The following is a 24,996-nucleotide window of genomic DNA, read 5'->3' as shown; positions in this document are numbered from 1 at the left end:
TCGCGTCAAATCGACCGAAAATACGCTTGATCGACTTACTGTTCGACCATTTGGCGCGTCAATTTCGCTAGGAAAGCGAATTGATCAGCGCTTCCTTAGATGAACAACTTGACTCTGAAAAAGAAAAAGAATTTGATAAATATAAATCTCCACCTAATTATAAAAACGTTTAGCGAATATGAACGCCCGAAGTCACGAAGTCAGGGTCAGTTTGCGCCAGTCCCGTTTTCATGGATATCTAACCGGGACAATGTTCCTCCGAGGATATCCATGCAGTAGCGCGAATTAGAAAAACACGGCCGTGCGGGGGATGATGGCGCCTGTATTGCCATACGGCTGGGTGGCGCGCACGGAGCCGGTGGTGGCGATGCCGTCGTCGAGCTTGCTGTCGATTTGTTCGGCATAACCTTCGGGCAGGTTGTCGAAGCGGATGCCGTTGCCGGCGCGGCCGCCCACTTCGTCGTTGTACAGGTAGACGGCGCCGCCCTGGGCGCTGGTCATGAACTGGCTGGTGCCGTTGAACGAGCCGGTAATAAAACCGCCCAGCGCCAGGTGCTGGGGCGCCAAGGTGAATTCGCGCGGCTGGCCGTCGCCGATCTGGCCGTCGCCATTGCCATTGCCTGCCGCGTTCGGTACGTGCAGGGTGGCCTGGATATCGTCGCCGGGCAGGGCGCGGAATTTGTCCTGGTAGGCGTTCACGGCGGCTGTCAGCGAATTCGATTGCTGGATGATGTTTTTCACCTTGGCGCTGTCGATCAAGCCCTGGCCTTTCAGCACGCCGCCCAGCAGCAAGCCGATGATGACGAGCACGATGGCGATTTCAACCAGGGTGAAGCCGGATTGGCGGTGGTGAGACATGGCGATTCCTTTCGAAGAAGCTGCCAGTGGCAGGCTATTGTACATTTTTTGATAACTTTCTTGCCAAGGTATCGAGCCGGCGCGCGAGGAAGGCCAGTTCGTGCGGGTCGGTGATCTGGCCATCCTGGATCAGGCCGCCGAGCACGATTTGCGCGCTTTCCAGCTGGTCCATGTCTTCCAGGATAAAGGCTTCCATTTCGCGTACCCACGCTGGTACTTGCAGACCGGCCGTCTGCAGGCGCAACTGGCGCGCATAGGCCAGGGCCAGCGGCAGATCGTGCAACTGGTGTTTGGCGACCAGTGCCGCTTGCGTCATGGCGGGCCAGCGGCGGGCGGGATCGTCGTTAAAACTGCGGGCGACAAAATCGAGCATGCGCCGCGTGCGCAGCGGGTCGGACACGCCTGCGTAGACTTCGCTGGCGGCCACCAGCGCATACTGGCTGCGGGGGTCGAGCGCCAGCCCGTTCTCCAGCCAGCCGGCCAGGTGATCGTAATCGAGGCTGCGCCAGGGCAGACTGACGCCTGGCTGGTCTTCAAACGCCTGCAGGTACAGCAGCCAGCCCCTGGCCATGGCCAGCGGGTCGCCCAGGCTGGCCAGGCGTGCGGCGGCCAAGGGCGGCGGAGCCGGCAGCGGCTGCGCCCGGACTGCCTCGTTGTTCTGGCTCCAGCGCCAGGCCAGTTGCAGCAGCAGGGCGCAAGCCAATAGCAGCCATGCAAAATGGGGCACGCTCGACACAGGACGCAGCTTGTTGGCCATCAGATGTTCCTGCGGTAAAAGTCGCATAGCGCGCAGGCAGCCAGCAAGGTCACGTAAATGGCCGTTTGCGCGGCCACCGTCCCCAGCGCATGCCAGTCGCCGGTGGCGTACAGCAGCCAGTCCGTGCGCGTGAAGTTGTCCAGGCGGGGCAGCAGCAAAGCCAGGCCATCGATGGCGCTGGCCATGGCCTGGCGCGTCCACGACGGCCCGCCGCCCGGGCTGTGGGCCAGCAGTTGCAAGCTGCCCACGCTGCGTGCCAGCACATAAAAACCGCTGCAGGCCGCCAGCGCCGGCAAGGCGTGCTGCAGGCTGGCGGCGCACAGCAGGCTGAAGGCGGCGACGATCCACAGTTCGCCCAGCAGGGAAACCGCCCACAGCGCGCTTTGTGACGGCGGCGCAAACAGGGTTGTCAAGGCGCCGGACAGCAGCGCCGGCACGGCCGCCAGCGCCGCATAGCCGCCCAGCTTGCCCAGCAAATAGCTGGCGCGCGGCATGGGCAGGGCCAGCAGCAGTTCGCTACCCTTGTCGGCCGCTTCGCGGGCCATGCTGGTGATCACAAACGCCGCCAGTAAAAAAACGCTGGCCAGGCGCAGCACGGCCGCCAGCAGCGCCGCCTGCACGGCGCGGCTTTCCGTCAGGGCCAGCTGCTGCAAAAAGCCGGACAGTCCCAGCGCGGCGCAGGCGGCCAGCAGGAACAGCCACAGCAGCCGACTGCGCAGCGCTTCGAGTAGTGTGTAGCGGGCAATAATGAACAGGGCCATCAGCGCGGCAGCCTTTGCGCCGTGACCATGCGGTTGAACAGGATATTGGGCGACAGCCACACCACCATGTCGTCGAAGCTGCCACCGGCCTGCAAGCCGGTGCTGCCGGCGCGGCTGATGAAAAGTGTGTCGCTGGCAATGTTGTTGCGCTCGTCGAGATTGCCCGCAACGGCTAGTCCCACCCGGCGCTGGCCTTGCGCGCTGGTGGCGCCAAAGCCGTTCTTGCCATGGGACATGATGACGGCGGGAATGTCGTTGAGGGCGGTGGCCTGTGTCAGCGGGCCGCCGTCGCGCGTGGCGACGCTGATGTCGCGCGGCGTGCCCAGGCCGAATTGCTGTTCGCTGTCGCTGAAGGCGGGCGTGACGCTATAGCGGAACAGATTGTTCCAACTGTCGCTCTTGCCCAGTCCCAAGGTGGTCCATGGCAGGAAGCCGGCCCGTTTTTCTTCCGTACAGCGGCCGCCATTGCGGTCTTCCAGGCCATTCATGGCAGAAATGGCGGGGCAGGGCAGATAGCCATAGCGCACGGCAAAGCCCGTCAACGCTTCGCGCGCGTCGTCGAGCGCCTTTTGCGTTTCCGCCACCTTGCGCTGTTCCAGTTGCACCGTTAATGGCGTGACCAGGCCGCCTATCATCAAGCCGACGATGACGAGCACGATGGCGATCTCGATCAGGCTGAAGCCCGCTTGATGCTGCGGCTTCATGGCTGTACCTCGGTGACTTCCCTGATGGTGTTGCTGGCCGGATCGTAGCGCTGGCCCGGTTTCAAGCGCAGTTGCTGGCCGTTCGACAGGCGCAGCGTGCCCTTGGTATCGTTGTGCGGCGTTTGATTGAGCCAGATGGTGGAGTGGCCGCTGCTGCGCTGTACCACGCCATTGAGTTCCACCGGTGGCGGCGGTTCTGGCGGCGGTGCCGGGGCGGCCTTATCGGCGGGCGGCGCCCCATAGCGCTGCGCGTCAAGCTGGGCCCGCTGTTCGGGCGAGGAAAACAGCCGCCCCAGTTTGGCTTCCTGCGCCTGAGCAGACATGGTGACCAGCAAGAGGAAAAGCAATTGTTTCATGGGCGCTCCGTGCCGGTATTGCCCAACGTCAGCCACAACAAGCCGCACTCGGCGCTCAAGGTAGCGGCTGAAGTATTGCGCTTGATGCTGCAATCGTGCACGGCAAAATAGCCGGACTGGCGCAAGTCGGCGAGCAAATTGAGCACATCCATTTCGTGCAGCAAGTCCATCTGCAGGCGCATGGGCGTGCCCCGTAACTGTAGCGTCCCCATGGCCAGCGTTGGCGGCGCTTTCAGCACTTGCCGGGCGCTGATGTCATAGCTGATGGTCAGCAGCTTGCGTTCTTCCTGGCTGTGGCGGATGGTCTCTATCCAGGCCAGCCGGTTTTCCTCGCCTATCAGTCCTCGTTGGCGTAGCGCAAGAAACTGCGGTTCATAGGCGCGGATATCGCGTTTTTCTGTTTCCACATGATTGAACAGGGCGGCCGCCTTGTTGCGCGCTTGTTTCGCAAGTTCGCGCGCATCGGCCCGGTCTTCGGCGTAGTGGTGGCTAAAGCCGAGCAGCAGCACGCTTGCGGCTACCGTCAAGGCGGCGCACAGCAGCGCGGGCCTTAGCCTATGCAGTTCGGCCAGCCACCACGGCGCGGGGCGTGCGGCGACGACGGCTTTTTTCATGCCGGGCAAGGGTGGCGATTTGACGGGGCCGTTCATGGCTGCCACACCAGCAAGACCGTGAAGCGGGCATGGCTGTCGGGCGCCGGTGTGGCGCTTTTTCCGCTCAGGGCGACACCGGGCCGCAAGTCCAGCGGCGCTTCCTCGATTTCCACGCGCAAACCCGGCTGGCGCGCCAGTGTTTGTGCAAAGGCCGTGATGGCGGACAGTGCGCTGCGGTAATCGTTGCGCGGCATCTCCACATCGGCTTCCAGGCGCAAGGCTTGCGCAGGCGCCGCCGGAATGCCGGCCAGCGTGCTGGCGATGGCTGGCGCCGCCTGGCCTTGCGGTGCGGTTTGTGCACCCGATGCGGTGCGGACAGGCGGCGGCCCTGCATTCCAGTGCAGCTGGTTCAGCCGCACTTGCGGCGCCCCATCGAGCGCCGCGCTGAGCATGCTCAGCAGGCGGCCCGGTTCCGGCGCCTGGCTGTTGATCATGCGTTCCAGCGTGACGGCCGTTTTCATGGTTTGCGTCCTGGCCGGCGCCGGCGGCATGCCGGACATGAGCTGGCGGTAGCGATTCTGGTACGAGGCCGTTTCCTGCTGCAGCCGCGTGATCTCGGCGCCGTCTTGCATGCCGCCCAGCAGATAGCCCGCAGTCCATACGACGACCACCGTACCCAGCGCGATGCTGGCGCCATACAGGGCCGTGCGGGAACGCTGCACATGGCGGTGGCGGGCCAGCGGGCCGGGTGGATAATGGCTGGCCGGCGGCCGCTTGCCCAGCAAGCTCAGCAGCAATGCATCGGCCAGCAGCGGCGCCGTTGTCAACCCCACGCGCTCGCTGGCGAGCTGCAGGTCGATGAAGTGATAGACCACTTCGATACCGTTGTCACACAGTAGTTCCAGCCTGGCAAGCTGGGCGGCGGGCGCCAAAATCACGGTATGCAAGACGTCGCCGCGTGCCAGCATGCGCGTGCTGGTCAGGAATTGCCGGGTCTTTTCCGTTTCCAGCGCGATATTGACGGCCACGCCATCGAGTGCAATGGCCGGCGTCTGGCGTGAAAAGCGCAACTGCCCTTGCTCATAATAACTTTGCCGCAAGCCGCCCGATTGCTGCGTCACCAGCAGCAGGTGTTCGTGGTTTAGCGCCAGTTTATTCACCAGCGCAATGCTCAGCAGACTGGTGGCATAGATGCCGGCCAGCGGTATCGACAACTGGTCCAGCACGTCCGTCCACGGCTGCAGCAATGCAGGATTGGTCAGCGCAAAGAACAGCAGCTGGTCATCGCGGCGGCCTGTCGTTTCCCGGCCCAGCAAGGTGCTGCCACGGTAGGGCGTGTCGCGGTACAACTGGCCCAGGCGCCGCGCCAGCAGCGCGCGCCCAGCCTTGCCGCGCACATGGGGCAGCAGCTGGTGTTGAAAGTCTTCTTCGATCAAGTCCGTCAGCAAATAGGCGGGCACCCGCAGCCGTTGCTCGCTCGGATCTTCCAGCCAGGCGGCAAAGGCGTCCAGCCCGGCCGCACTTGCTGGAAAAGCATGGCCTGCGCCCAAGGCGCCGTTGCGCCAGTCGTAGGCGGTCAGGATATCGCTGCTGAGATAAAAGAGTTGTTTGCGGGACATGATCGTGTCGGCCTTCACGTTTTGATCGTGCTGATCGTGTCGTAAATGGGCCCCAGCACCGACAGCATGATCCAGCCCAGCAGCAAGCCCAGGATCACCGTCATGGCCGGTTCTATCATCGCTTGCACCTTTTCGATCAATTCCTTCACTTCGCGGTTGTAGAAATAGCTGACATTGCGCAAGGCCGTATCCAGCGAGCCGGTTGCTTCACCCACTTTCAGCATGCGGATCACCAGCGGCGGAAAGATGCCCGTGTGCTGGAAGGCGTTGGTCACGCCCTGGCCTTCGCTGATCAGCTGGGCGGCGCGGCGCAGGCCGGCCGCCACTACCTGGTTGCCGGCGATGCCTTCGGACAAGCGTATGCAGTCGAGGATGGTGATGCCCGAGGCATACATCAGCGCAAAAAAGGTGGCGAAGCGGGCCAGGATGATTTTATGCAGCACCGGGCCGATCAGCCATACCCGCAGTTTCAAGCCATCGAAAGCATAGCGGGCCGCATTGCTGCGCTTGATCCAGGCCCGCGCAGCGAGCAACAGCGCGATGGGCAGGGCCAGCAGTAGATACCAATAGTCGATGAACACATTCGACACAAAGATTAGCACGCGCGTGTGCAGCGGCAATTCACCGCCCATATTGCGGATAAAGGCAGTGAGCTGCGGCACCAGGTAGATCATCAGGAAAAACGTCACCGCGCAGACGACGATGGCCACGATGATCGGATACATGACGATCTTGCGCGTTTGCGACGCCAGTTCATCCTGCCACTTTAAACTTTCCGACAGGTTCTTGAACACCTCGGCGATCTTGCCGCTTTGCTCGCCGGCCAGGATCAGGCTGGTAAACGTGGCGTCGAAAATGTCGCCATGCTGGGCCATGGCGCCCGACAAGGGCAAGCCGCCTTCTATGCTTTCGATCAAGTCCGTCACCACTTCGCGCAAACGCGGGTGATCGGTGCTGATCCGTAAATCGTTCAAGCCGTCCAAAATGGGCACGCCTGCGCCCGTCAATTGTTCCATATGGAAGCAAAAGTTGATCAGGTCGCGGCGGTGGATGACGCGCTTGCCGAACACCGCCAGGTATTGGCCCGTGATCTTGCAGTCGATCAAGTCCAGCTGCATGCGGTGCAACCGCGCTTCCAGGTCGGGCACGTTGGCCGCCTCCATGCTGCCGGGAATCAGGGCGCCGCCAGCGTCCATGGCGCGGTAGACATATTGCGGCATCAGGCCAGCCTGTCCGTCAAGTCGACCACGCGCGCCACTTCTTCCAGGGTCGTCAAGCCTTCGCGCACGCGGCGCATGCCATCGTCGACCAGGGCGTGGAAACCGGCTGCGCGGGCTGCATTCTTCAGTTCGCGCGTGCTGGCCCGCCGGGCTGTCATTTCATCGAGTTCGGGCGTCATTTTCAGCAATTCCATGATGGCCAGGCGCCCCTTGTAGCCCTGGTGGGCGCAGCGTTCGCAGCCGACGGCGCGGCAGATATCGACGGGGCCATCGTCGGGATGCAGTCCCAGCAAGCGCCTTTCGACGCTGTCGGCCACCTGGGTTTCCTTGCAATGCGGACACAGTTTGCGCACCAGGCGCTGGGCCACGATGCCGATGATGTTGCCAGCCATGATGTCGGGCAAGATGCCGATGTCCAGCAGGCGCGACAGCGAACCGATGGCCGAATTCGTATGCAGGGTGGAATACACCTGGTGGCCCGTCATGGCGGCGGCAAACGCCATTTCGGCCGTTTCGCGGTCGCGGATCTCGCCGACCAGTATCACGTCCGGGTCTTGCCGCATCATCGAGCGTATGCCGTCGGCAAAGCCCAGCTTGACCGATTCATTGACGGAGGTCTGCCGTATCATATTCATCGGATACTCAACCGGGTCTTCCAGGGTCATGATGTTGACGCTTTCCGTGTTGATATGGTTGATGATGGAATACAGGGTGGTGGTCTTGCCGCTGCCGGTCGGCCCCGTGACGAGGATCACGCCATCGGGGCGCGCGATCATCAGTTTGAGCAGGGTCAGTTCCGTCTCGGCCAGGCCCAGTGCATCGAGCGGGACGATGCCCGTTTGCCGGTCCAGCACGCGCAAGACAAAATTTTCGCCATGCACGGTGGGTTGCGCCGAAGCACGAAAGTCAATTTGCCGGCCCGAAAATTTGATTGTGATGCGGCCATCTTGCGGCGCGCGCGCTTCGGCGATATTCATGTTCGAAATCACTTTCAGCCGCACGGCCATGGCGGGCCAGTATGATTTATGCAGGCTGCGGATTTGCCGCAAGATGCCGTCGATGCGGTAGCGGATGCGCAGGAAGGACTGTTCCGGCTCGAAATGGATGTCGGACGCGCCATTCTGCACGGCATCGGCCAGCAGCGCATCGATCAGGCGCACCATGGGCTGGCTGTACTCGTCCGATGGCGAAGCCATGCTCTGGTAATTAACCTCGCCCGTTTCGATTTCATGCAGGATGCCATCGATCGACAATTCGAAACCGTAATACTGGTCGATGGCGCGCGTGATATCGGATTCATTCACCAGCAAGGTGGAAATCGTGATGCCTTTCACCAGCATGGCGCTGATCTGGTCCAGCGCCACGATATTGCTGGTGTCGGCCATCGCCAGTATCAGATTATCCGTTTGCCGTTCATACACGATGGGAAACACGCGGTAGCGCTTGGCCACGTCCTTGGGGATCAGTTTCAGGGCGATGGCGTCCACCACCAGATTCGCCAGGTCGGCGCTTTGCTGCCTGAGGTTTTCGCTGAGCGCCTCGCGCACGGTGGCTTCCGTCACGAAACCCAGGCTGATCAAGAGCTTGCCCAGCGGTTCGCCGCTACGCTTTTGCTCGATCAGCACGATGCGCAACTGGTCTTCGCTGATCACGCCTTTCTGGATCAGCAACTTGCCCAGCGGAAGTTTTGCCTGTTCTGCCATGAAACGTTTATTCCTGTCTGGTAATCACGATGCCGTTGGCTGCATCGTTGCTGGGCATACCCAGTGCGCGCAGCCGCGCCTGTGCTGCCGCCTGGTCAAACGCCGCTGGTCCTGCTTGCGCCAGGGCCAGCGCGCGCGCGTAGTAGCTGGCGGCCATTTTCGGCTGGTTCAGCTGGTCCAGGCCCACGGCCAGATTGAACGCATAATCGGGGTTGTTGGGCACGGCGCTGTAGGCGCGGAAGAATTGCTGCTGCGCTTCGGGCCAGCGGCGCTGCTTGGCGTAGACATTGCCCAGTGCAAACAGCACCGGGCCGCTGTCGGGCGAACGGGCCAGGATAGATTTCAATTTCGACTCGCTTTGCACCACATCACCCTGGCGCAAGCTGATCAGGCCAGCCAGGGCCACGCCATCGTCGGGATTGATTTCCAGCAAGCGCACGTAGAGTGCGGCCGCCTGTGCACCTTGCTGTTCGCGCAGGGCGACCGACGCCAGGCCCAGCAGGGCGTCGCGGTTGCTGGTCTCCTGGCGCAGCACGGCTTCATATTGCTGGCGGGCGCTGGCCAGCTGGCCATCGTTCAAGGCCTGGTAGGCTTGCTGCAGGCCAGGATTGATGCGCGGGGCGGTATCCGTGCGCACCACCTTGATATTGCTGGTGTCGGGCGGGGCCACCGTTGGCGGTGCCGGTGCAGGCGGCGCTGGCTCGACGTGCACAACAGGCCGTTCTTCGTGGTGGATTACCGGCAACGGTTCGTGTTCGGGAGCTGATGGTGCCAGTACCACGATGGGAGTCGCCGGGCCGGCATTGCTGGCGCCGGGGGCGTCCGTCAGCGGCATCGCCACGCCGGGCAGATTGGCGCCCGCGCCGGGGCTGCTGCTGGCGCGCCAGTACCAATAGCCCATCACGGCAACCACCAGCAGCAGGATGCCCAGCAACACGGCCAGGCGCACGGTGGCCGGATCGATGCTGATGGCGCTGCGCGGTGGCGCGCTGGTCCTGCTGGCGTGCTTGGGTCGCGGCTTGGGTGGTGGCGTTTCTGCGCGCTTTTCCGCACGCGGCTCTGCACCTGGTTCCGGCTGTGGCGGAGGCGCGCTGGACGCCATCGGTTCCAGGCTCAGCGTGTCGCCAGCATCAAACGAGGGCGGCGGCGAATGCGGTTGCGATGGCAGTGCGCTATCGGCCGGCGCCAGTTCCAGCACCTGGTCGTAGGCTTCGGAAGGCTTTTCCAGCTCTTCTTCTTGCAGGCTGTTCTGTTTGGCGCGCTCGGCTTTCTTGAGCGCCTGCATCAGCAAGCTCATGGCGGGTCTCCCTGCAGGCGCGCCTGCGGCGGTCCATCCGAGTAAGGCTGGCGATTGAGCGGAACCTGGCCAGGCAGCAGGTAGCGGTAATCGCGGTAATCGCCTTCGATGCTGGCGTCCTTGACGACGACCGGACGCATGAAGATCACCAGCTCGGTCTTGCTGCTCGCTTCATTGCGGTAAGTGAACAGATTACCCACCAGCGGCAGGTTGGACAGGCCAGGCACGCCATCCTTGGCATTGTCGACCGAATCCTGCATCAAGCCGCCCATCACGGCAATTTGCCCGCTGGCCACCTTCATGATCGATTCCAGCTCCCGCGCCTGTATCACCGGCACGCGGCTGACTACGCTGGCGGTGGCCAGGGCCGGGTTCGGATCTTGCACGTAGCCAACGATGCGGGTGATGGTGGGGCGCACATTGAGCGTGACTTCATCGCTGTCGGAAATTTGCGGCGTGACGCTCATGACAAAACCGACCGGCACCGTTTCCAGTTTCGATTCATACGTGGCCGGGGTGGTGATGCTGCCGGTGGAGCTGATCACGGCTGGCGTGACCTTGATGGTGAAGAAGACGTTATTGTCGACCACTTTCAGCATCGCCGTCTGGTTGTTCATCACGCTGATTTTCGGGCTGGACAGCACTTTGACCTTGCCGAACGATTCCAGCAGCTGGATGGTGGTGGCAAAACTGTCCTTGGCATAATTGAGCAGGAAGATGCCGGGCGTGGAGTTGGGCACGATGCCGGACGGCAAGCTGGCCGTGCCCACTTGGCCCTGGTTGATACGCAAGCTGCCCGTCAGGCGCGACCAGTTGATGCCTTGCTGGTATTCATTGCTGAGGCGAACTTCGATGATGGTGGCCTCGATCAGCACCTGGCGCTTGACGCTGTGCTGCACGATGTCGATGAATTCAGCCACTTTTTCATGCTGGCGCCCCGTGGCGCGCACGGCGATCAGCCCGCCTTCCACATTGACCACCACCGAGGAAGGCTTGCCCTTGTTGGCCAGTTTTAATAACGGCAAACCATTCGCATCGAGCGGTATGCCGCCTCCTGGCCCAGGCTGGCTGCGCGCAGCCTGGCCGGCCGGCGGATTGAGGCTGTTTTCCGGCGCTGCATTGTTGCCGGTTTGCGTGGCGTTCGGGTTGTTGTTTTGCGGCTGGACCGGCACGCTGGCCAATTGCTGGTTCAACAGGGCCAACGGGTCTGTCAGCGGGTCGTTGAGCGTGGTGTCGCGCAAGAGGTCGCGGATATTGCGCTCCAGGCTGTACCAGAAATTGTTTTCTGAACGATTCACTACCAGAGTGGTCGAATTATTGTTGCCATTGCCGCCCACCACCGGGCTGCTGCTGTTGCCGGTGTTGTTGCCGCCACCGACATTGTTATTGCTGCTGGCGCCGCCACCCGCCGTGGAAATCTGCGTGGCGATGTTGACGCTGCTGTTGGTGCTGCGCGCCATGTTGACGTAATCGATCTTGTAATTGCGCCAGACAGCGTCGTCCGGCAGCACGGTCAGGTTCTTGCCATCGATTTCATAACGCATGTCCACTTGTCGTGAAATGCGCGTCAGCAATTGGGGCAAGGTCTGGTTCAAGGCATTGAGCGTGACCAGCCCTTCGATTTGCGGGTGGATATCGATATTCATGCCGGCGTCGCGCGCCAGCGCAAACAGCAGCGATTGCACGGGCACTCTGTGCACCGTCACGCTGTAGGTCTCGACCTTGGGCGCGGCCACGGGTGGGGCCAGCACGGCGCTTTGCTGTACCGTCTCGGGTATTGCGCCGGCAGGGCGGGGCGTTTCATTGATATGGCCAGGCGACAAGGGCGTTTGCTGCGCCGCACAGCCAGCGAGCATGGCGCAGCAGGCGAGAGCGACAGGGGACAGCACAGGAATAGGGTGTTTGCTCATGAAGATATCGCCCTTGATGTCATGTTGTGCTTTAGCAATTTTAAACAGCATGATGGCCTAAAAGCAATCGTGTGTGCAGGCAAAAGCAGGCATCGACTGAAATAAAGTTGCCCGTCGCCACGGTCATGGCTTGCCTCATCAATAAGCTTGATTTCCCTATGGATATGCGGGGTGTTGCACAGCAATATTTTCTGTGGCAATGCAGTTCAAAAAGGCCAGTTCCAGGCTGGCTTGCGGGCCACCGCCATGGCGATGGCGGCATTCCAGCGGCGTGCCGGTAAACACGATGCGCCCTTCATGCAGAATCGCCATGCGGTCGCACAGTTCTTCCACGTCGGCCAGCGCATGCGAGGTCAGCAAGGCGCCACGGCCTTGCGTCCGCATGTCCAGCAGCGCCTGCTTGAACAGGGCGCGCGCTTTCGGGTCCAGGCCGCTCATCGGTTCATCGAGTACCAGTTGCCGCTTGCCCGACAGCAGGCAGGCAAGCAGGCCCAGCTTTTGCATCATGCCCTTGGAATAATCGCGCGCGGGCCGGCCCAGCACTTCGGGCGCCAGGTCCAGCGCGGCCATGCCATGGCGCACGGCAGTGTCGTCATACTGCACGCGGTGCAGGCTCAGCAAATAGCGCAAGAAGTCGCGGCCCGTCAGGAAATAGGGCGCTTGGAAACGTTCGGGCAGGAAAGATAGCGGCTGGCGCGCAGCGCTCTGATGATGGGGCTGGCCGAAGATGGCGATGCTGCCTGCGTCCGGCGTGCAAAAGTCGAACAGGCATTTGAGCAGGGTGGTCTTGCCTGCGCCATTGACGCCCACCAGCCCGAATAATTCACCGGGGCGTATCGCCAGGTCGACGCCGCGCAGCACCGTCATGCCGGCCAGCTGTTTGTGTACCTGATGGTAGCGGATGGCGTAGTCGCTCATGGCGGAAGGTAAGCGAAGTGTGTTGAACGACTGCCATTATTGCCACGGCCACTGGCATCGGGCAAGTGTTTCCTGATACTGTGGCTGCATAGGCGGAAATCAAGCTTTGGAATGTATTTTCTTTAAGAAACAACACGTTCTGGAATAAAATACCGCAGCGCGCCGCTGGCGTTGATGTCCGTCGAACCTGTTGAGGAGTAAGCATGGCAAGGCCTGAGAAAGTCCGTCTCGGTGAAATTTTGGTGCAGCAGAAACTGCTGACGGAAGAGCAATTGGGCCTGGCGTTGACGGAACAGAAGCGTTCGGGCCGCAAGCTGGGACGGGTGTTTGTCGAGCATGGCTATGTGACCGAAGAGCAGATTTCGGGCGCTTTGGCGCGTCAGCTGGACATTCCCTACATCAATCTGAAATTCTTCAACATCAATCCCGAGCTGGTGCGTTTGCTGCCGGAAACCCAGGCCCGCCGTTTTCGCGCGCTGATACTGGAAGACCGGCGCGAAGGCTTGCTGGTCGGCATGTCCGACCCGACCGATTTGTTCGCTTATGACGAAATCGCGCGCCTGGTCAAACGCCATATCGAGCTGGCCGTGGTCAACGAGACGGAAGTGCTGCAGGCGATTGACCGCATTTACCGCCGCACGGAAGATATTTCCACCCTGACGCGCGAGCTGGAACAAGACCTGGGCGATGTCTCGGTCGATTTCGGCGCACTGGCCGCCAATCCGGGCCTGGAAGAAGCGCCCATCGTCAAGCTGCTGCAATCGGTGTTCGAGGACGCCACCCAGGTGCGCGCGTCCGACATCCATATCGAACCGCAGGAAGGCCGGCTGCAGATCCGCTTCCGCATCGACGGCGTGCTGCATCTGCAGACGGAGGCCGACAGCAAGATCGCCAGTTCGCTGGCGCTGCGGCTGAAACTGATGTCGGACCTCGATATTTCCGAAAAGCGCATGCCGCAAGATGGCCGTTTCGCCATCCGCGTGAAAAACCAGCGTATCGACGTGCGTATTTCCACCATGCCCACGCAATATGGCGAATCGGTGGTGATGCGGCTGCTGAACCAGGGCGGCACGTCGCTGCGCCTGGACGCCATCGGCATGCCGCCGGCGCTGGTGGAGAAATTTCGCGCCATCGTGCACCGCCCGAACGGCCTGGTGCTGGTGACGGGGCCGACCGGTAGCGGCAAGACGACCACCTTGTATTGCGCCTTGTCCGAACTGAACTCGGTGGAAAAAAAGCTGATCACGGTGGAAGACCCGGTCGAGTACCGCTTGCCCGGTATTAACCAGGTGCAAGTCAATGACAAGATCGAACTGAACTTCGCCCGCGTGCTGCGCTCGGCCTTGCGGCAAGATCCGGACATCGTGCTGGTGGGCGAGATGCGCGACCAGGAAACGGCGCAGATCGGTTTGCGCGCGGCCATGACGGGTCACTTGGTACTGTCGACCCTGCATACCAACGACGCCATCAGCACGCCGCTGCGCCTGATGGACATGGGCGTGCCCCGTTACATGGTCGGCAGTTCGCTGCAAGCGGTGCTGGCGCAGCGCCTGGTGCGCGTGATTTGCGAAAGCTGCAGCACGCCGTATGCGCCGACGGCCAATGAATATGAATGGCTGCGCATGGAGTTGGGCGAGCTGGTCGAGCGCAACCAGTATTTCCACGGCAAGGGCTGTTCGCATTGCAATGGCATGGGTTACCGGGGCCGCACCGGCGTGTATGAATTGCTGGAAATCACGCGCGCCGTGGCGGACGCTGCCAACCATGCCGATCCTTCCCACTTCATGAAGGTGGCGGCGGCGCAGATGGCGGGCGAAACCTTGCGCCGCCACGCGGTGCAACTGGTGGTTGCCGGCCGCACGACGGTCAGCGAAGCCATGCGTATCAGCAACCAGACCGAGGATTGACGTGGCGTTTTTTGCGTACAAGGCCCGCAATAGCAGCGGTGAATTGCTGACGGGCGTGATGGAAGGGGCCGACAGCAATGCCGTGGCCGACCAGTTGATGGCTGGCGGCATCACGCCGGTGGACATCAGTGTCACCACGCAAACCGTAACGGGCGCGGGCGCCAGCGGGCTCGGCTGGTGGGCCAGGCTGCTTGAAAAAAAAGTCACGCCGATGGACGTGCAGTTGTTCAGCCGCCAGCTGTACACCTTGCTGAAAGCGGGCGTGCCCATCATGCGCGGACTGGCCGGTTTGCAAGAGTCCGCCATCAGCCCCGCATTCGGGCGCGTGATCAAGGATATCCGCGAATCGCTGGACGCCGGCCGCGAACTTTCGGCTGCCATGGCGCGCCATCCCACCATCTTTACACCGTTTTACCTGTCGATGGTGCGCGTGGGAGAAATGACAGGGCGCCTGGACGAAGTCTTTTTGCGCCTGTTCGACCACCTGGAATTTGACCGCGACATGCGCGCGCGCGTGAAATCGGCGACGCGCTACCCCAGCTTCGTGGTGTTCGCCATGCTCGGCGCCATGGTGGTGGTGAATATGTTTGTCATTCCCCAGTTCGAGAAAGTGTTTGCCAGTTTTCATGCCGAATTGCCGCTGATGACGCGCATTCTGATTGGCACGTCGCGCTTTACCGTTGCCTACTGGCCGATGCTGGCGCTGCTGGGCGTGGGCGGTTTCTTTGGCTGGCGGGCATGGCTGGGCACGGCGGATGGCCGTTATCAATGGGACCGCAGCAAGCTGCGTATCCCGGTTGCCGGCAAGATCATCCTGAAGGGCACGATGGCCCGTTTTGCACGTAGTTTTGCTTTGTCAAGTAGTAGTGGCGTGCCTATTGTGCAAGCGTTGACGGTGGTGGCGCAAACCGTCGACAATACCTACCTCAGTTCGCGCGTGGAGCAAATGCGCGATGGCGTCGAGCGCGGCGAGAGCATTTTGCGCACTTCGGTGGCGGCCAATGTGTTCACGCCGGTGGTGCTGCAAATGATTGCCGTGGGCGAGGAATCAGGCTCGCTCGATGACTTGATGGACGAGATTGCGGAAATGTATGAACGCGAAGTCGATTATGAATTGAAAACCCTGTCGTCGCAGATCGAGCCGATATTGATCGTCTTCCTGGGCGCCATGGTGCTGGTATTGGCGCTCGGTGTTTTCCTGCCGGTCTGGGACCTGGGCCGCGCGGCCATGCATTGATGATCAGCAAAGCCCGCCAGCGTGGTTTTACCCTGTTCGAGCTGGCCGTAGTGGCCATCGTGCTGGGCCTGCTGGCGACAGTTTTGCTTAGCCGGCTTGCCTATTACCAGGAACAGGCGCAGCGCGCGGCCGTGGCGCAGATGCTGGGCGTATTGCGCACCAGCTTGCGGGTGCAGGCGCTGCATTTGTATCTGCAGGGCAAGCAGTCGCAGCTACCTGGCTTGCAGCGGCAAAATCCGCTGGACTGGCTGGAACAGCGGCCGCCGAATGACTTGGGCGAGTTATTGGCGCCTGACGTGGAGAAGTTGCCGAGTGGAAATTGGTTTTTTGATAGAAGCGATCAAAAACTGGGCTTTTTGTTAAGGACTGGTAATATTTTTTCACCGATAAGAGTTGATGTAATGAAATTTAAGGTACTCTTGCCCAATATTGGCGCTGACGCCGGCCAACTGGCCAGCGTGCCTGACATCGCGCCTGCGAGTGGGCCGGATGCCGTGACACTGCCAGTCACCGGCCCGGCAAAGAATTGAACGTTTTTATGTTGTATTTTTTTGATTTTGGAGACCAAGCATGAACAAGTCGGTACGCAGTTTTAAAAGTGGCGCCCAGGCAGGTTTTACCCTGATTGAACTGGTGGTCGTGATCGTTATCCTGGGTATCCTGGCGGCAACGGCAATTCCTAAATTTGTCGACATGTCGACCGATGCGCGCGTCGCCAAGATGAGCGCCGCGTCGGGCTCCCTCAAGGCTGGTTCCGCGCTGTACCACGCGCAATGGCTGGTGAAAGGCTCCGTCGATACGCCGGCAGTACAGATGGAAGGCGTCAACATCGATGGCGCGAACGGCTACGCGGCGTCGACCGCGACCGGCATCCAGGCTGCCGCCGGCCTGATTTCAACGGATTACACGATCGCTTCCACGGCTACCACCCTGACCGTCACGCCAGACGCAACCCGCACCGGCTGCTCCGTGGTGTACACGGCCGCTACCGTCAATGGCGCGGTGGTGACGCCAGCCAACGTGCAGAACAACGCCACTGCCGCGAACTGTAAATAATTGTCGCGCCATTTGCAGGGGCGCGCCGGCATGCAGCGGCCGCCCTTGCGTCTTACCAGCCCAACCGCAGGCGTCAGCCAGTTGGGCTTTTTTACGGGCCAGCCATTGCAAGCACCTTTGATCCTGACGAAGCACTCCGAGCGCCCTGGCAAGCGGCATGCCAGGGTGCGCGGCTTTACCTTGATCGAACTGGTGGCGGTACTGGTGCTGGCCGGCATACTGGCCGCGTTTGCCGGTGCCCGTTTTTTTCAGCGCGAGGCCTATGATGCGCGCAGTTATACCGATCAAGCCATGAATATCGTGCGTTACGGACAAAAGCTGGCCGTGGCGCAGAACCGGCCCGTGTTCGTGCGCCTCGATGGCGTTAGCGTGGCCCTGTGTTTCGATGCTGGCTGTACTGCCGCCAACCGGGTAGTGCCGCCAGCAGGCAGCAATAGCGGCAACAAGGAAACCCTGGCCGCCTGCAATCAGCAAAGCAACTGGCTGTGCGAAGGAAAACCCGCCACCGTCAGCATGGCCACCGTACCGGCCAATACAACAGGCTTTTATTTCGATGCGCTGGGCAAACCGTATGCCTTGGGCGACGTGTTTCCTGCCGCTTCCACCTTTCCCGCCCGCCTGGCCGTGACTATCCAGGGCGACGGCAGCACGCGCAGTATCCAGATTGTAGGGGAGACCGGTTATGTCTACCTCTGAGTTGCTGTATCTTCGCCGCCAGCGCGGCGTGACCCTGATCGAGCTGGTGGTGTTCATCATTATTATCGGCGTGGCGTCCGCTGCCATCCTGGGCGTGATGAGTTTGACGACGCGCAATAGTGCCGATCCGCAGTTGCGCAAGCAGGCGCTGGCGCTGGCCGAAGGTTTGCTCGAAGAAATCGAAGGCGCGCGCTTTACCTTTTGCGCCGTCGATGATCCTGCCGCGGCGACGGCCAAGAGTACGGCTGACTGCACCACGGGGCCAGCAGCGCCAGGTACGCGGCCGTATATGCAAGTGACTGATTATCAGCAAGCTAATCCCTACACCACGGATGCGGCAGGCAATCCTTTCCCTGCCGGCTATAACGCCACCGTCACGATACAGCAGGCAGCCCTGAATGGCATCGCCGCCAGCGAGGCATTGCGCATCCAGGTCGCTGTCGCCTTCCAGGGCAAGCAGCAAGTGGTGCTGGACGGCTACCGCACGCGCTACGCACCGAACAGCATCCCATGATGACGACTCCTGCTCTGCACCGCGCACGCGGCTTCACCCTGGTGGAGCTGGTGATCGTGATCGTTATCACTGGTATTATCGGCGGCATGGTCGCCGTTTTCATCCGCGTGCCCGTGCAGGGGTATATCGACGCCACGGCGCGCGCCAACCTGGCCGATACCGCCGATATTGCCACGCGCCGCATCACGCGCGATGTGCGCCTGGCCTTGCCCAATAGCGTGCGCGTGTCGGCCGACGGGCGCTATCTGGAATTGCTGCTGACACGTTCCGGTGGCCGTTACCTGAGCGACGACGATGCGCCCGGCCAGGGCGATGTGCTGGGCTTTGATGCGACCGCCACTTACCCCAATCCGAACCGCTTTACCCTGGTGGGCGCGGCGCCTGTCGATGCGCTGGGCGCGCGCCAGCAAATCCAGGTGGGCGACTCGATTGTCGTCTACAACCTGGGGCCAGGCTATGAACCGGCCAATGCGTATAACTGCGCGGCCGGCTGCAACCGCGCCAGCGTGACTGGCGTGAATGGCAACAGCATTACGCTCGCCAACAATCCTTTCGTTACACAACAGCCGCCGCTGCCATCGCCATCGCACCGGTTTCAAGTGGTGTCGACGCCCGTCACCTATGTCTGCAATGCCGTGACGGGGACGCTGACCCGTTATTCTGCTTACGCCATCCAGGCTGCGCAGCCAGTCGACGCCAGTGCGGCGCCGCTGGCGGCTGCCCCGGTGACCGCCTTGCTGGCAGGGCAGGGCGCCGATTGCAGCTTCAGCTATGCGCAGCTGGCCAATGTGCAGCGCGGCCTGGTCGGCATCACGCTCAAGCTGGGTGCTGCCAACAGCAATACGGGCACGGTGAGCCTGCTGCAGCAAGTACAAGTGGCCAATACTCCATGAGCACCCTGCAGCATTTTTCCGGCACCCGCCAGCGCGGCTTCAGCCTGGTCACCGCCATCTTTCTGCTGGTGGTGCTGGCCGGCCTGGCCGCTGCCATGGTCAATATCAGCACCTTCCAGCAGACCGGTTCGGCCCTGGATGTGCAAGGTACGCGCGTCACGCAGGCGGCCCGCACCGGCCTGGAATGGGGCTTGTACCAGCAGTTGCGCGTGCGCACGGACGGCAGCTGTTTTTCCGATACCGCGTTTGCCTTGCCAGCTGGCAGTTCCTTGTCTACCTTTACTGTCAGCGTGCAATGCCGGCTGACCACCAGTCCCGGCACCTTGCGCAGCTGGCAAATTACCGCCACGGCCTGCAACCAGCCGGGAGGCAGTGGCTGTCCGAATCCGGGCAATAACGCCGATTACCTTGAGCGCCGTGTGCAGGCGGTGCTGTCAGATTAAACAAATGATGAAAAAGCGCGCTAATTTATTGTTTTTATACAACAAAATTGGTTTCATGAATTAAAATTGGCGTGATGCATTATCTGCGCAGCAAGACCGCGCAAGCACTTACACTGGACAGGTCGCATGGGTTTATTCGCTAGAGTAAAAAAACAAGAAGGATGGCTGGCGACGGCATTTGGTAGCGAAGGCGTGAGCGCCGCCGTGGTCGTGCGCCAAAGGCAGGGTGAGCAGCAAGGCAAACCGCTGGTCAAACGCGTGGGATTCCAGCCGGCCGTGCGTCCTGCAGCTGCAGAGGTGCTCGATAAACTGGCCAGGGATTTGCAGGCTGCGTCCTATCGCTGCACGACTGTGCTGGCCGCTGGCGAGTACCAGTTGCTGTCGGTGGAAGCGCCGGCCGTGCCGCGCGAAGAATTGAAAACGGCCGTGGGCTGGCGGCTGAAAGATATGCTGGACTTTCCGCTGGCCGACGCCACCATCGATGTGTTCGATATTCCCGGCGATGCGAACGCCACCCAGCGCGGCAGCAATGTATTTGCCGTGGCGGCGCGCAACGCCGCCGTGTCGCGCCGCCAGGCGCTGTATGGCGAGTGCAAGCTGCCTTTGTCCGTGATCGATATTCCCGAAATGGCCCAGCGCAATATCGCCACCTTGCTGGAAACGCCGGGGCGCGGCCTGGCCATGCTGTTCTTTGACGGCGACGGCGGCTTGCTGACGATGAGCTTTAATGGCGAGCTGTACCAGGCACGCCGCATCGACGTGAAACTGGCGCAGCTGCAGTCGGAGCAGGCCAGCCAGTATTACGACCGCATCACCCTGGAATTGCAGCGCTCCTTCGACCATTTCGACCGCCAGTTCCACTTTATTTCCCTGTCGCGCCTGATGCTGATGGCGGCCGGCGCCGATGGTCTGCACGGCTATCTGGCGGACAATCTCTACATGCCGGTGGAGCGGCTCGACCTGGACACCATCTTTGACTTCAGCGAAGTTGCCGAATTGCGCGATCCAGCCATGCAGGCACGCTACTTCCTGGCGCTGGGCACGGCCCTGCGCGAGGAAAGCCGCAACGCTGGCCATGCAGAAGGGAAGGGTCCATGAGCCAGCAGATCAATCTGTTCAACCCCAAATTCGAGCGGCAAAAACACCAGATATCGGCGCGCACCGCCACGCAGTGCCTGGGCTTGCTGTTGGTCGGCCTGGCAGCGCTGAGTCTGTATGGCCAGCGCAAGGTGGCGGAACTGGAACACCAGGAAAGCGCCGTCAAGGCTGATTTGGCGCAGCGCGAAGCGCGCCGCGACAAGGCGCTGCGCGATTTTCCGCCGCGCCATAAAGATCCTGAGGTGGCGCAGCAACTGGCCGCGGCCGAGGCGCAGCAGAAATTGCTGCAGGATGCGACGGGCATATTGGGACGTGGCGAGCTGGGCAATGCGCAGGGTTATGCCAGCTACTTCCGCGCGCTGGCGCAGGCCAGGGTGGAAGGCGTGTGGCTGACTGGTCTGCATATCGCTGGCGCCGGCAATGACATCAGCCTGGAAGGACGCGCCCTGCATGCTTCGCTGTTGCCAGCCTATATCAGCCGCCTGGGCCAGCAGGACGTGTTCAAGGGCAAAACTTTTGCCAGCCTCGATATCGGGCCACCCGATGGCGTAGCGCCAGGTGCGCCTGTCACGGCTGACGGCAAAGGTGTCAAACCGGCGCCTTATGTAGTCTTCAGCCTGCAATCGACGCGTGCCGATGTCACTGCAGCATCGACGCCACAAACGGGAGGGCAGCGCTGATGCGGGCAAAACTGAAAAAATGGGCGGTCACCTTCGACGCCCTCAGCCTGCGCGAGCGCTCCATGGTCTTCCTGGCCGCTGCTGCGGTGCTGATCTTCCTGTTTTATTTCTGGCTGCTGACGCCCCTGCTGGCCAGCCATGCCCGGCTGGGCGCCAGTATGTCGCAAACGCAGACCATGATCAGTACGGTCGACCAGGAAATCGCGCTCACCGTGACGGCCCACAGCATCGATCCCGACCAGGCGGCGCGGGCCCGGCTGGAAAGCTTGCTGAAAGAAAATACCAACCTCAGTGTTGGCTTGCGGCAGATACAACATGGCCTGGTGGCGCCTGAACGCATGGTGTCACTGCTGGAAAGCCTGCTGCGCCAGCATGCGCAGCTGCGTCTGGTGTCGCTGACGACCTTGCCTGCCGATACCGTGGGAGCGCCGCCGCCCGTGGCTGCAGCTGGCGCGCCGGTTCCGGCGACTCCTGCGACTCCTGCAGCTTCTGCACCTGCCGCCGTGCTGCATCGGCATGGCGTGGAAGTGGTGCTGCAGGGCAGTTATGGCGAGATGGTTAATTACATGCAGGCATTGCAGACCATGCCAACCCAGGTGTTCTGGGGCAAGGCGCATCTGGACGCCAGCAGCTATCCGGCCGCCACCTTGAGCCTGACGGTGTACACCCTGAGCATGGATGATAAATGGATGGCTTTATGATGTTGCGTTCCGTGTTGCCAGCCTGCCTGGTCTTGGGCTGTGTGCAGCTTGCGCACGCGCAGGCGATCGACGATCCAACGCGTCCGCCGGCAGCCCTGTGGACGCCGGCCGCCAGCGAGGCGCCGCCGCCCAAGCCGGCCCGGCCGCAATTGCAATCGGTGCTGATCTCGAACAAGCCGGGCGGGCGCCGGGTAGCCGTGATCGATGGCCAGATCGTGCGCCAGGGTGGCAAGGTGGGCGACGCGGTGGTGGTGGAGATCCAGGATACGGCGGTGGTGCTGCGGCGCGGAAAATCGCTGGAAACCTTCAAGCTCTATCCGGCCCCCAAGATTGAAAACAAGCCCGGCGCAAGCGCGGGCCGCAAGCAGGAGTAGACGAAGTGGCGATGCATATTACATACAAGGCAAGCATGTTCAAGATCAGCAAGGTGGCGGCCGTGATCGGCGTCAGCATGGGCCTGGCGGCCTGCAATGTCGCCCCCGTCAAGCGCGATACCTACAACGCCATCACCGACGCCGTGAAGGGCGCTGCGGCGACGACTTCTGCTGCCGCCCAGTCGGATGCGGTCGAGGCGGCGCTGCTGCCGCCCGTGGCTACCCTGGCCCAGCAATTGCCGAAGGCGCGCGAAGCGCTCGATGAACGCTTCAACGTGGCCTTCAATAATGTGCCGGCCCGCCAGTTCTTCACGTCCATCGTGGCTGGCACGCGCTACAACATGCTGGTCCATCCCGATATCGGCGGCACGATTTCCGCCAACCTGAAGGACGTGACCCTGTTCCAGGCATTGGACGCCGTGCGCGAACTGTATGGCTACGACTACAAGGTCGAAGGCACGCAAATCTTCATCAAGCCTTTGAGCATGCAGACGCGCTTGTTCCACATCAATTACCTGACCGGCTCGCGCAAGGGCAGTTCCAACCTGCGCGTGTCGTCCACTTCGGTGGCTTCGGTGGGCGCTACGGTGTCGGGCGGCAATGGCGGCAATGGCCAGAACCCGGTTCAGAATAATGGGCAGAACCAGCAAAGTGGTGCTCCGGGCCTGGGGCCGGGGCAAGACAGCAGCAATCTGACCACCACCTCGACGGCTGATTTCTGGCCCGAGCTGAAAACGGCGCTGGAAGCCATCGTGGGCAGCACGGAAGGCGGGCGCCAGGTGGTGCTGAGCCCGCAATCGGGCGTGATCGTGATCCGCGCCATGCCCGACGAACTGCGCAATGTGGACCTGTATTTGAAGGCGACGCAGTTGTCGGTCGACCGCCAGGTGATCCTGGAAGCCAAGATCCTGGAAGTGGAGCTCAACGACAACACCCAGACCGGCATCAACTGGGCCTCGTTTGCCTCGATCAAGAGCGGCCACACCAACCGCATTTCGACCGGCTTCATCCAGCCGGGCAGCAGCCTGGCGCCTTTGCCTTTCAATGGCGGCCAGCCACCCAGCATGACGAATGCGAATGGCTTGACGGCCAGCAGCGGCTTTGGCCTGAGCTCGGCGGCCACTTCGGCCGGTTCCATGTTTGGTCTGGCTTTCCAGACGGCCAATTTTGCCGCCATGATTTCCTTCCTGGAATCGCAAGGTTCCGTGCACGTGCTGTCGAGTCCGCGTATCGCCACCATGAACAACCAGAAAGCCGTGCTGAAGATCGGCACGGACGAGTTTTATGTGACGGGCGTGTCGACTACCACCAACACCACGGCCAGCGGCGCGACCACCAGCCCCAACGTGACCTTGCAGCCCTTCTTTTCCGGCGTGGTGCTGGACGTCACGCCGCAGATCGATGCCGAAGGCAATATCATCCTGCACGTGCACCCGTCCGTCAGCCAGGTCAGCACCGTCAACAAGGAAGTTGACCTGGGCAGCGCCGGTTCGCTGAAATTGCCGCTGGCTGCCTCGAGCACCTCGGAAATGGATAGCATGGTGCGCAGCCAGGATGGCCGCATCGTCGCCATCGGCGGCCTGATGCGCCAATCGACCACCTCGGATCGCTCGCAAGTGCCGGGCGCGGGCGATATTCCCTTGCTGGGCGCGCTGTTCCGCAACACGGGGCAGGTGATACAGAAGCGCGAACTGGTGGTGCTGATCAAGCCCACCATCGTCGATGGCGCCAATAGCTGGAATGAAGACCTGATCGATTCGGGCAAGCGTATCGAGGCGCTCGATCCGCGCCGGCCAATGGAGCGGCGCTAGATGTATCAGGCCCATTTCGGCTTGCGCGAACCGCCATTCGGCCTCACGCCCGATACCAGCTTCTTTTTCAATGGCCCGCAATCGCAAAAGGCCTTGAACACCTTGCTGGTGGCGGCGCGCAATGGCGAAGGCTTCATCAAGATCACGGGCGAAGTGGGGACCGGCAAGACTTTTCTTTGCCGCAAGTTCATGCAATCCCTGGGCGACGATTTTGTCACCGCTTATATTCCGAATCCGAACCTGCCGCCGCGTTCGCTGATCCTGGCCCTGGCCGACGATCTCGATGTATTGCTGGAAAAAGATGCAGACCAGCATCAGCTACTGAAAGGCATCAACTTGCGCCTGCTGAACCTGGCGGCGCAGGGCAAGCGCGTACTGCTGTGCCTGGATGAAGCGCAAGCGATCCCCGTCGACAGCCTGGAAGCGCTGCGCCTGCTGACCAACCTGGAAACGGAAAAGCGCAAGCTGCTGCAAATCGTGCTGTTTGGCCAGCCTGAACTGGACGCCAAGCTGGCCCTGCCTGAAATCCGCCAGCTGGCGCAGCGCATCACCTTTCATTACCACCTGGGACCGCTCTCGCGCGACGACCTGGATTTTTACGTGGCGCACCGTTTGCGCGTGGCCGGTTTCTCGGGCGCGCGCCTGTTCAGCCGTGGTGCTCTGGCGCGCCTGTATGCAGCCAGTGGCGGCATCCCGCGCCTGGTCAACATCATGTCGCACAAGGCGCTGATGCTGGCGTATGGCGAAGGCAAGCAGCAAGTGAGCCGCCGCCATGTGGCGCTCGCTGCCAGCGACACGGTGGCGGCCGGCCGGCGCTGGTGGCCGTGGCTGGCTGGCGCTGTTGTGTTGACCGTGGGCACCGCCGTGGCCTGGATATTATTGAAATGAGT

At 61.7% G+C, this 24,996-nt stretch carries 26 protein-coding genes; 14 read left to right on the top strand and 12 right to left on the bottom strand.

Annotation, left to right across the window (positions count from 1 at the left end; translation table 11 throughout):
* Window positions 1-285: 285 nt before the first annotated feature.
* The 12 genes from HDE72_RS20305 to HDE72_RS20250 all read right to left on the bottom strand — a co-directional run bounded on the left by HDE72_RS20305 (window position 286) and on the right by HDE72_RS20250 (window position 12,696).
* Window positions 286-858, bottom strand: a complete 573-nt coding sequence (locus tag HDE72_RS20305) for a prepilin-type N-terminal cleavage/methylation domain-containing protein (RefSeq protein WP_183744547.1) — start codon at window positions 856-858, stop codon at window positions 286-288.
* Between the two features lie 34 nt (window positions 859-892).
* Window positions 893-1,615, bottom strand: coding sequence for a hypothetical protein (locus tag HDE72_RS20300; RefSeq protein ID WP_183744544.1), 723 nt, complete (start codon window positions 1,613-1,615; stop codon window positions 893-895).
* On the bottom strand, window positions 1,615-2,376 hold the full coding sequence (locus HDE72_RS20295) for an ABC transporter permease subunit (protein ID WP_183744541.1): 762 nt from the start codon (window positions 2,374-2,376) through the stop codon (window positions 1,615-1,617). The genes HDE72_RS20300 and HDE72_RS20295 overlap by 1 nt, the downstream gene beginning before the upstream one ends.
* Complete coding sequence (locus HDE72_RS20290; protein ID WP_183744538.1) at window positions 2,376-3,080, bottom strand: prepilin-type N-terminal cleavage/methylation domain-containing protein; 705 nt, start codon at window positions 3,078-3,080, stop codon at window positions 2,376-2,378. The genes HDE72_RS20295 and HDE72_RS20290 overlap by 1 nt, the downstream gene beginning before the upstream one ends.
* A complete protein-coding gene (locus tag HDE72_RS20285) occupies window positions 3,077-3,436 on the bottom strand; it encodes a hypothetical protein (RefSeq protein WP_183744535.1) in 360 nt (119 codons plus the stop codon). Before HDE72_RS20285 ends, HDE72_RS20290 begins: the two co-directional genes overlap by 4 nt.
* On the bottom strand, window positions 3,433-4,086 hold the full coding sequence (locus HDE72_RS20280; RefSeq protein ID WP_260176825.1) for a hypothetical protein: 654 nt from the start codon (window positions 4,084-4,086) through the stop codon (window positions 3,433-3,435). The genes HDE72_RS20285 and HDE72_RS20280 overlap by 4 nt, the downstream gene beginning before the upstream one ends.
* A complete protein-coding gene (locus tag HDE72_RS20275; RefSeq protein WP_183744532.1) occupies window positions 4,083-5,648 on the bottom strand; it encodes a hypothetical protein in 1,566 nt (521 codons plus the stop codon). The genes HDE72_RS20280 and HDE72_RS20275 overlap by 4 nt, the downstream gene beginning before the upstream one ends.
* Window positions 5,649-5,662: 14 nt before the next feature.
* A complete protein-coding gene (locus HDE72_RS20270; RefSeq protein ID WP_183744528.1) occupies window positions 5,663-6,868 on the bottom strand; it encodes a type II secretion system F family protein in 1,206 nt (401 codons plus the stop codon).
* Window positions 6,868-8,571, bottom strand: coding sequence for a GspE/PulE family protein (locus HDE72_RS20265; RefSeq protein ID WP_183744526.1), 1,704 nt, complete (start codon window positions 8,569-8,571; stop codon window positions 6,868-6,870). Before HDE72_RS20265 ends, HDE72_RS20270 begins: the two co-directional genes overlap by 1 nt.
* Window positions 8,572-8,578: 7 nt before the next feature.
* Window positions 8,579-9,868 (bottom strand): tetratricopeptide repeat protein, encoded by a 1,290-nt coding sequence (locus HDE72_RS20260; RefSeq protein ID WP_221291333.1) that lies wholly within the window; start codon window positions 9,866-9,868, stop codon window positions 8,579-8,581.
* Window positions 9,865-11,778: a pilus (MSHA type) biogenesis protein MshL gene (gene mshL / locus HDE72_RS20255; RefSeq protein WP_183744510.1), complete on the bottom strand. Its 1,914-nt coding sequence runs from the start codon at window positions 11,776-11,778 to the stop codon at window positions 9,865-9,867. Before mshL (HDE72_RS20255) ends, HDE72_RS20260 begins: the two co-directional genes overlap by 4 nt.
* 156 nt (window positions 11,779-11,934) lie before the next feature.
* A complete protein-coding gene (locus HDE72_RS20250; protein ID WP_183744507.1) occupies window positions 11,935-12,696 on the bottom strand; it encodes an ABC transporter ATP-binding protein in 762 nt (253 codons plus the stop codon).
* Window positions 12,697-12,899: 203 nt separating this feature from the next.
* Here HDE72_RS20250 and HDE72_RS20245 point away from each other — a divergent pair, with 203 nt between their 5' ends.
* From HDE72_RS20245 to HDE72_RS20180, 14 genes are all read left to right on the top strand, one after another.
* Window positions 12,900-14,603, top strand: coding sequence for a GspE/PulE family protein (locus tag HDE72_RS20245; RefSeq protein ID WP_183744503.1), 1,704 nt, complete (start codon window positions 12,900-12,902; stop codon window positions 14,601-14,603).
* A gap of 1 nt (window position 14,604) precedes the next feature.
* Window positions 14,605-15,840, top strand: a complete 1,236-nt coding sequence (locus HDE72_RS20240; protein WP_183744484.1) for a type II secretion system F family protein — start codon at window positions 14,605-14,607, stop codon at window positions 15,838-15,840.
* Entirely contained in the window at window positions 15,840-16,370 is a 531-nt protein-coding gene (locus tag HDE72_RS20235; RefSeq protein WP_183744481.1) for a type II secretion system protein, read from the top strand. Before HDE72_RS20240 ends, HDE72_RS20235 begins: the two co-directional genes overlap by 1 nt.
* 40 nt (window positions 16,371-16,410) lie before the next feature.
* A complete protein-coding gene (locus HDE72_RS28020; protein WP_183744478.1) occupies window positions 16,411-16,896 on the top strand; it encodes a pilin in 486 nt (161 codons plus the stop codon).
* Between the two features lie 45 nt (window positions 16,897-16,941).
* A complete protein-coding gene (locus HDE72_RS20225) occupies window positions 16,942-17,592 on the top strand; it encodes a pilus assembly FimT family protein (protein WP_260176824.1) in 651 nt (216 codons plus the stop codon).
* Window positions 17,579-18,106, top strand: coding sequence for a type II secretion system protein (locus HDE72_RS20220; RefSeq protein ID WP_183744475.1), 528 nt, complete (start codon window positions 17,579-17,581; stop codon window positions 18,104-18,106). Before HDE72_RS20225 ends, HDE72_RS20220 begins: the two co-directional genes overlap by 14 nt.
* Complete coding sequence (locus HDE72_RS20215) at window positions 18,103-18,999, top strand: prepilin-type N-terminal cleavage/methylation domain-containing protein (protein WP_260176823.1); 897 nt, start codon at window positions 18,103-18,105, stop codon at window positions 18,997-18,999. Before HDE72_RS20220 ends, HDE72_RS20215 begins: the two co-directional genes overlap by 4 nt.
* The gene (locus HDE72_RS20210; RefSeq protein WP_183744472.1) at window positions 18,996-19,442 is read left to right on the top strand and encodes an agglutinin biogenesis protein MshP; all 447 of its coding nucleotides are present in this window, start codon (window positions 18,996-18,998) and stop codon (window positions 19,440-19,442) included. Before HDE72_RS20215 ends, HDE72_RS20210 begins: the two co-directional genes overlap by 4 nt.
* A gap of 126 nt (window positions 19,443-19,568) precedes the next feature.
* Window positions 19,569-20,540, top strand: coding sequence for a type IV pilus biogenesis protein PilM (locus HDE72_RS20205; protein WP_183744468.1), 972 nt, complete (start codon window positions 19,569-19,571; stop codon window positions 20,538-20,540).
* A complete protein-coding gene (locus tag HDE72_RS20200) occupies window positions 20,537-21,220 on the top strand; it encodes a PilN domain-containing protein (RefSeq protein WP_183744465.1) in 684 nt (227 codons plus the stop codon). Before HDE72_RS20205 ends, HDE72_RS20200 begins: the two co-directional genes overlap by 4 nt.
* On the top strand, window positions 21,220-21,921 hold the full coding sequence (gene gspM / locus HDE72_RS20195) for a type II secretion system protein GspM (RefSeq protein WP_183744462.1): 702 nt from the start codon (window positions 21,220-21,222) through the stop codon (window positions 21,919-21,921). Before HDE72_RS20200 ends, gspM begins: the two co-directional genes overlap by 1 nt.
* A complete protein-coding gene (locus HDE72_RS20190; RefSeq protein ID WP_183744446.1) occupies window positions 21,918-22,295 on the top strand; it encodes an MSHA biogenesis protein MshK in 378 nt (125 codons plus the stop codon). Before gspM ends, HDE72_RS20190 begins: the two co-directional genes overlap by 4 nt.
* Window positions 22,296-22,306: 11 nt before the next feature.
* Window positions 22,307-24,106 (top strand): pilus (MSHA type) biogenesis protein MshL, encoded by a 1,800-nt coding sequence (gene mshL / locus HDE72_RS20185; RefSeq protein WP_260176822.1) that lies wholly within the window; start codon window positions 22,307-22,309, stop codon window positions 24,104-24,106.
* Complete coding sequence (locus tag HDE72_RS20180) at window positions 24,107-24,994, top strand: ExeA family protein (RefSeq protein ID WP_183744443.1); 888 nt, start codon at window positions 24,107-24,109, stop codon at window positions 24,992-24,994.
* Window positions 24,995-24,996: the final 2 nt, after the last annotated feature.

This window comes from Janthinobacterium saanense, assembly GCF_014200675.1.
Lineage (GTDB): Bacteria > Pseudomonadota > Gammaproteobacteria > Burkholderiales > Burkholderiaceae_D > Janthinobacterium.
This window is presented reverse-complemented; position numbering and strand designations above follow the sequence as displayed.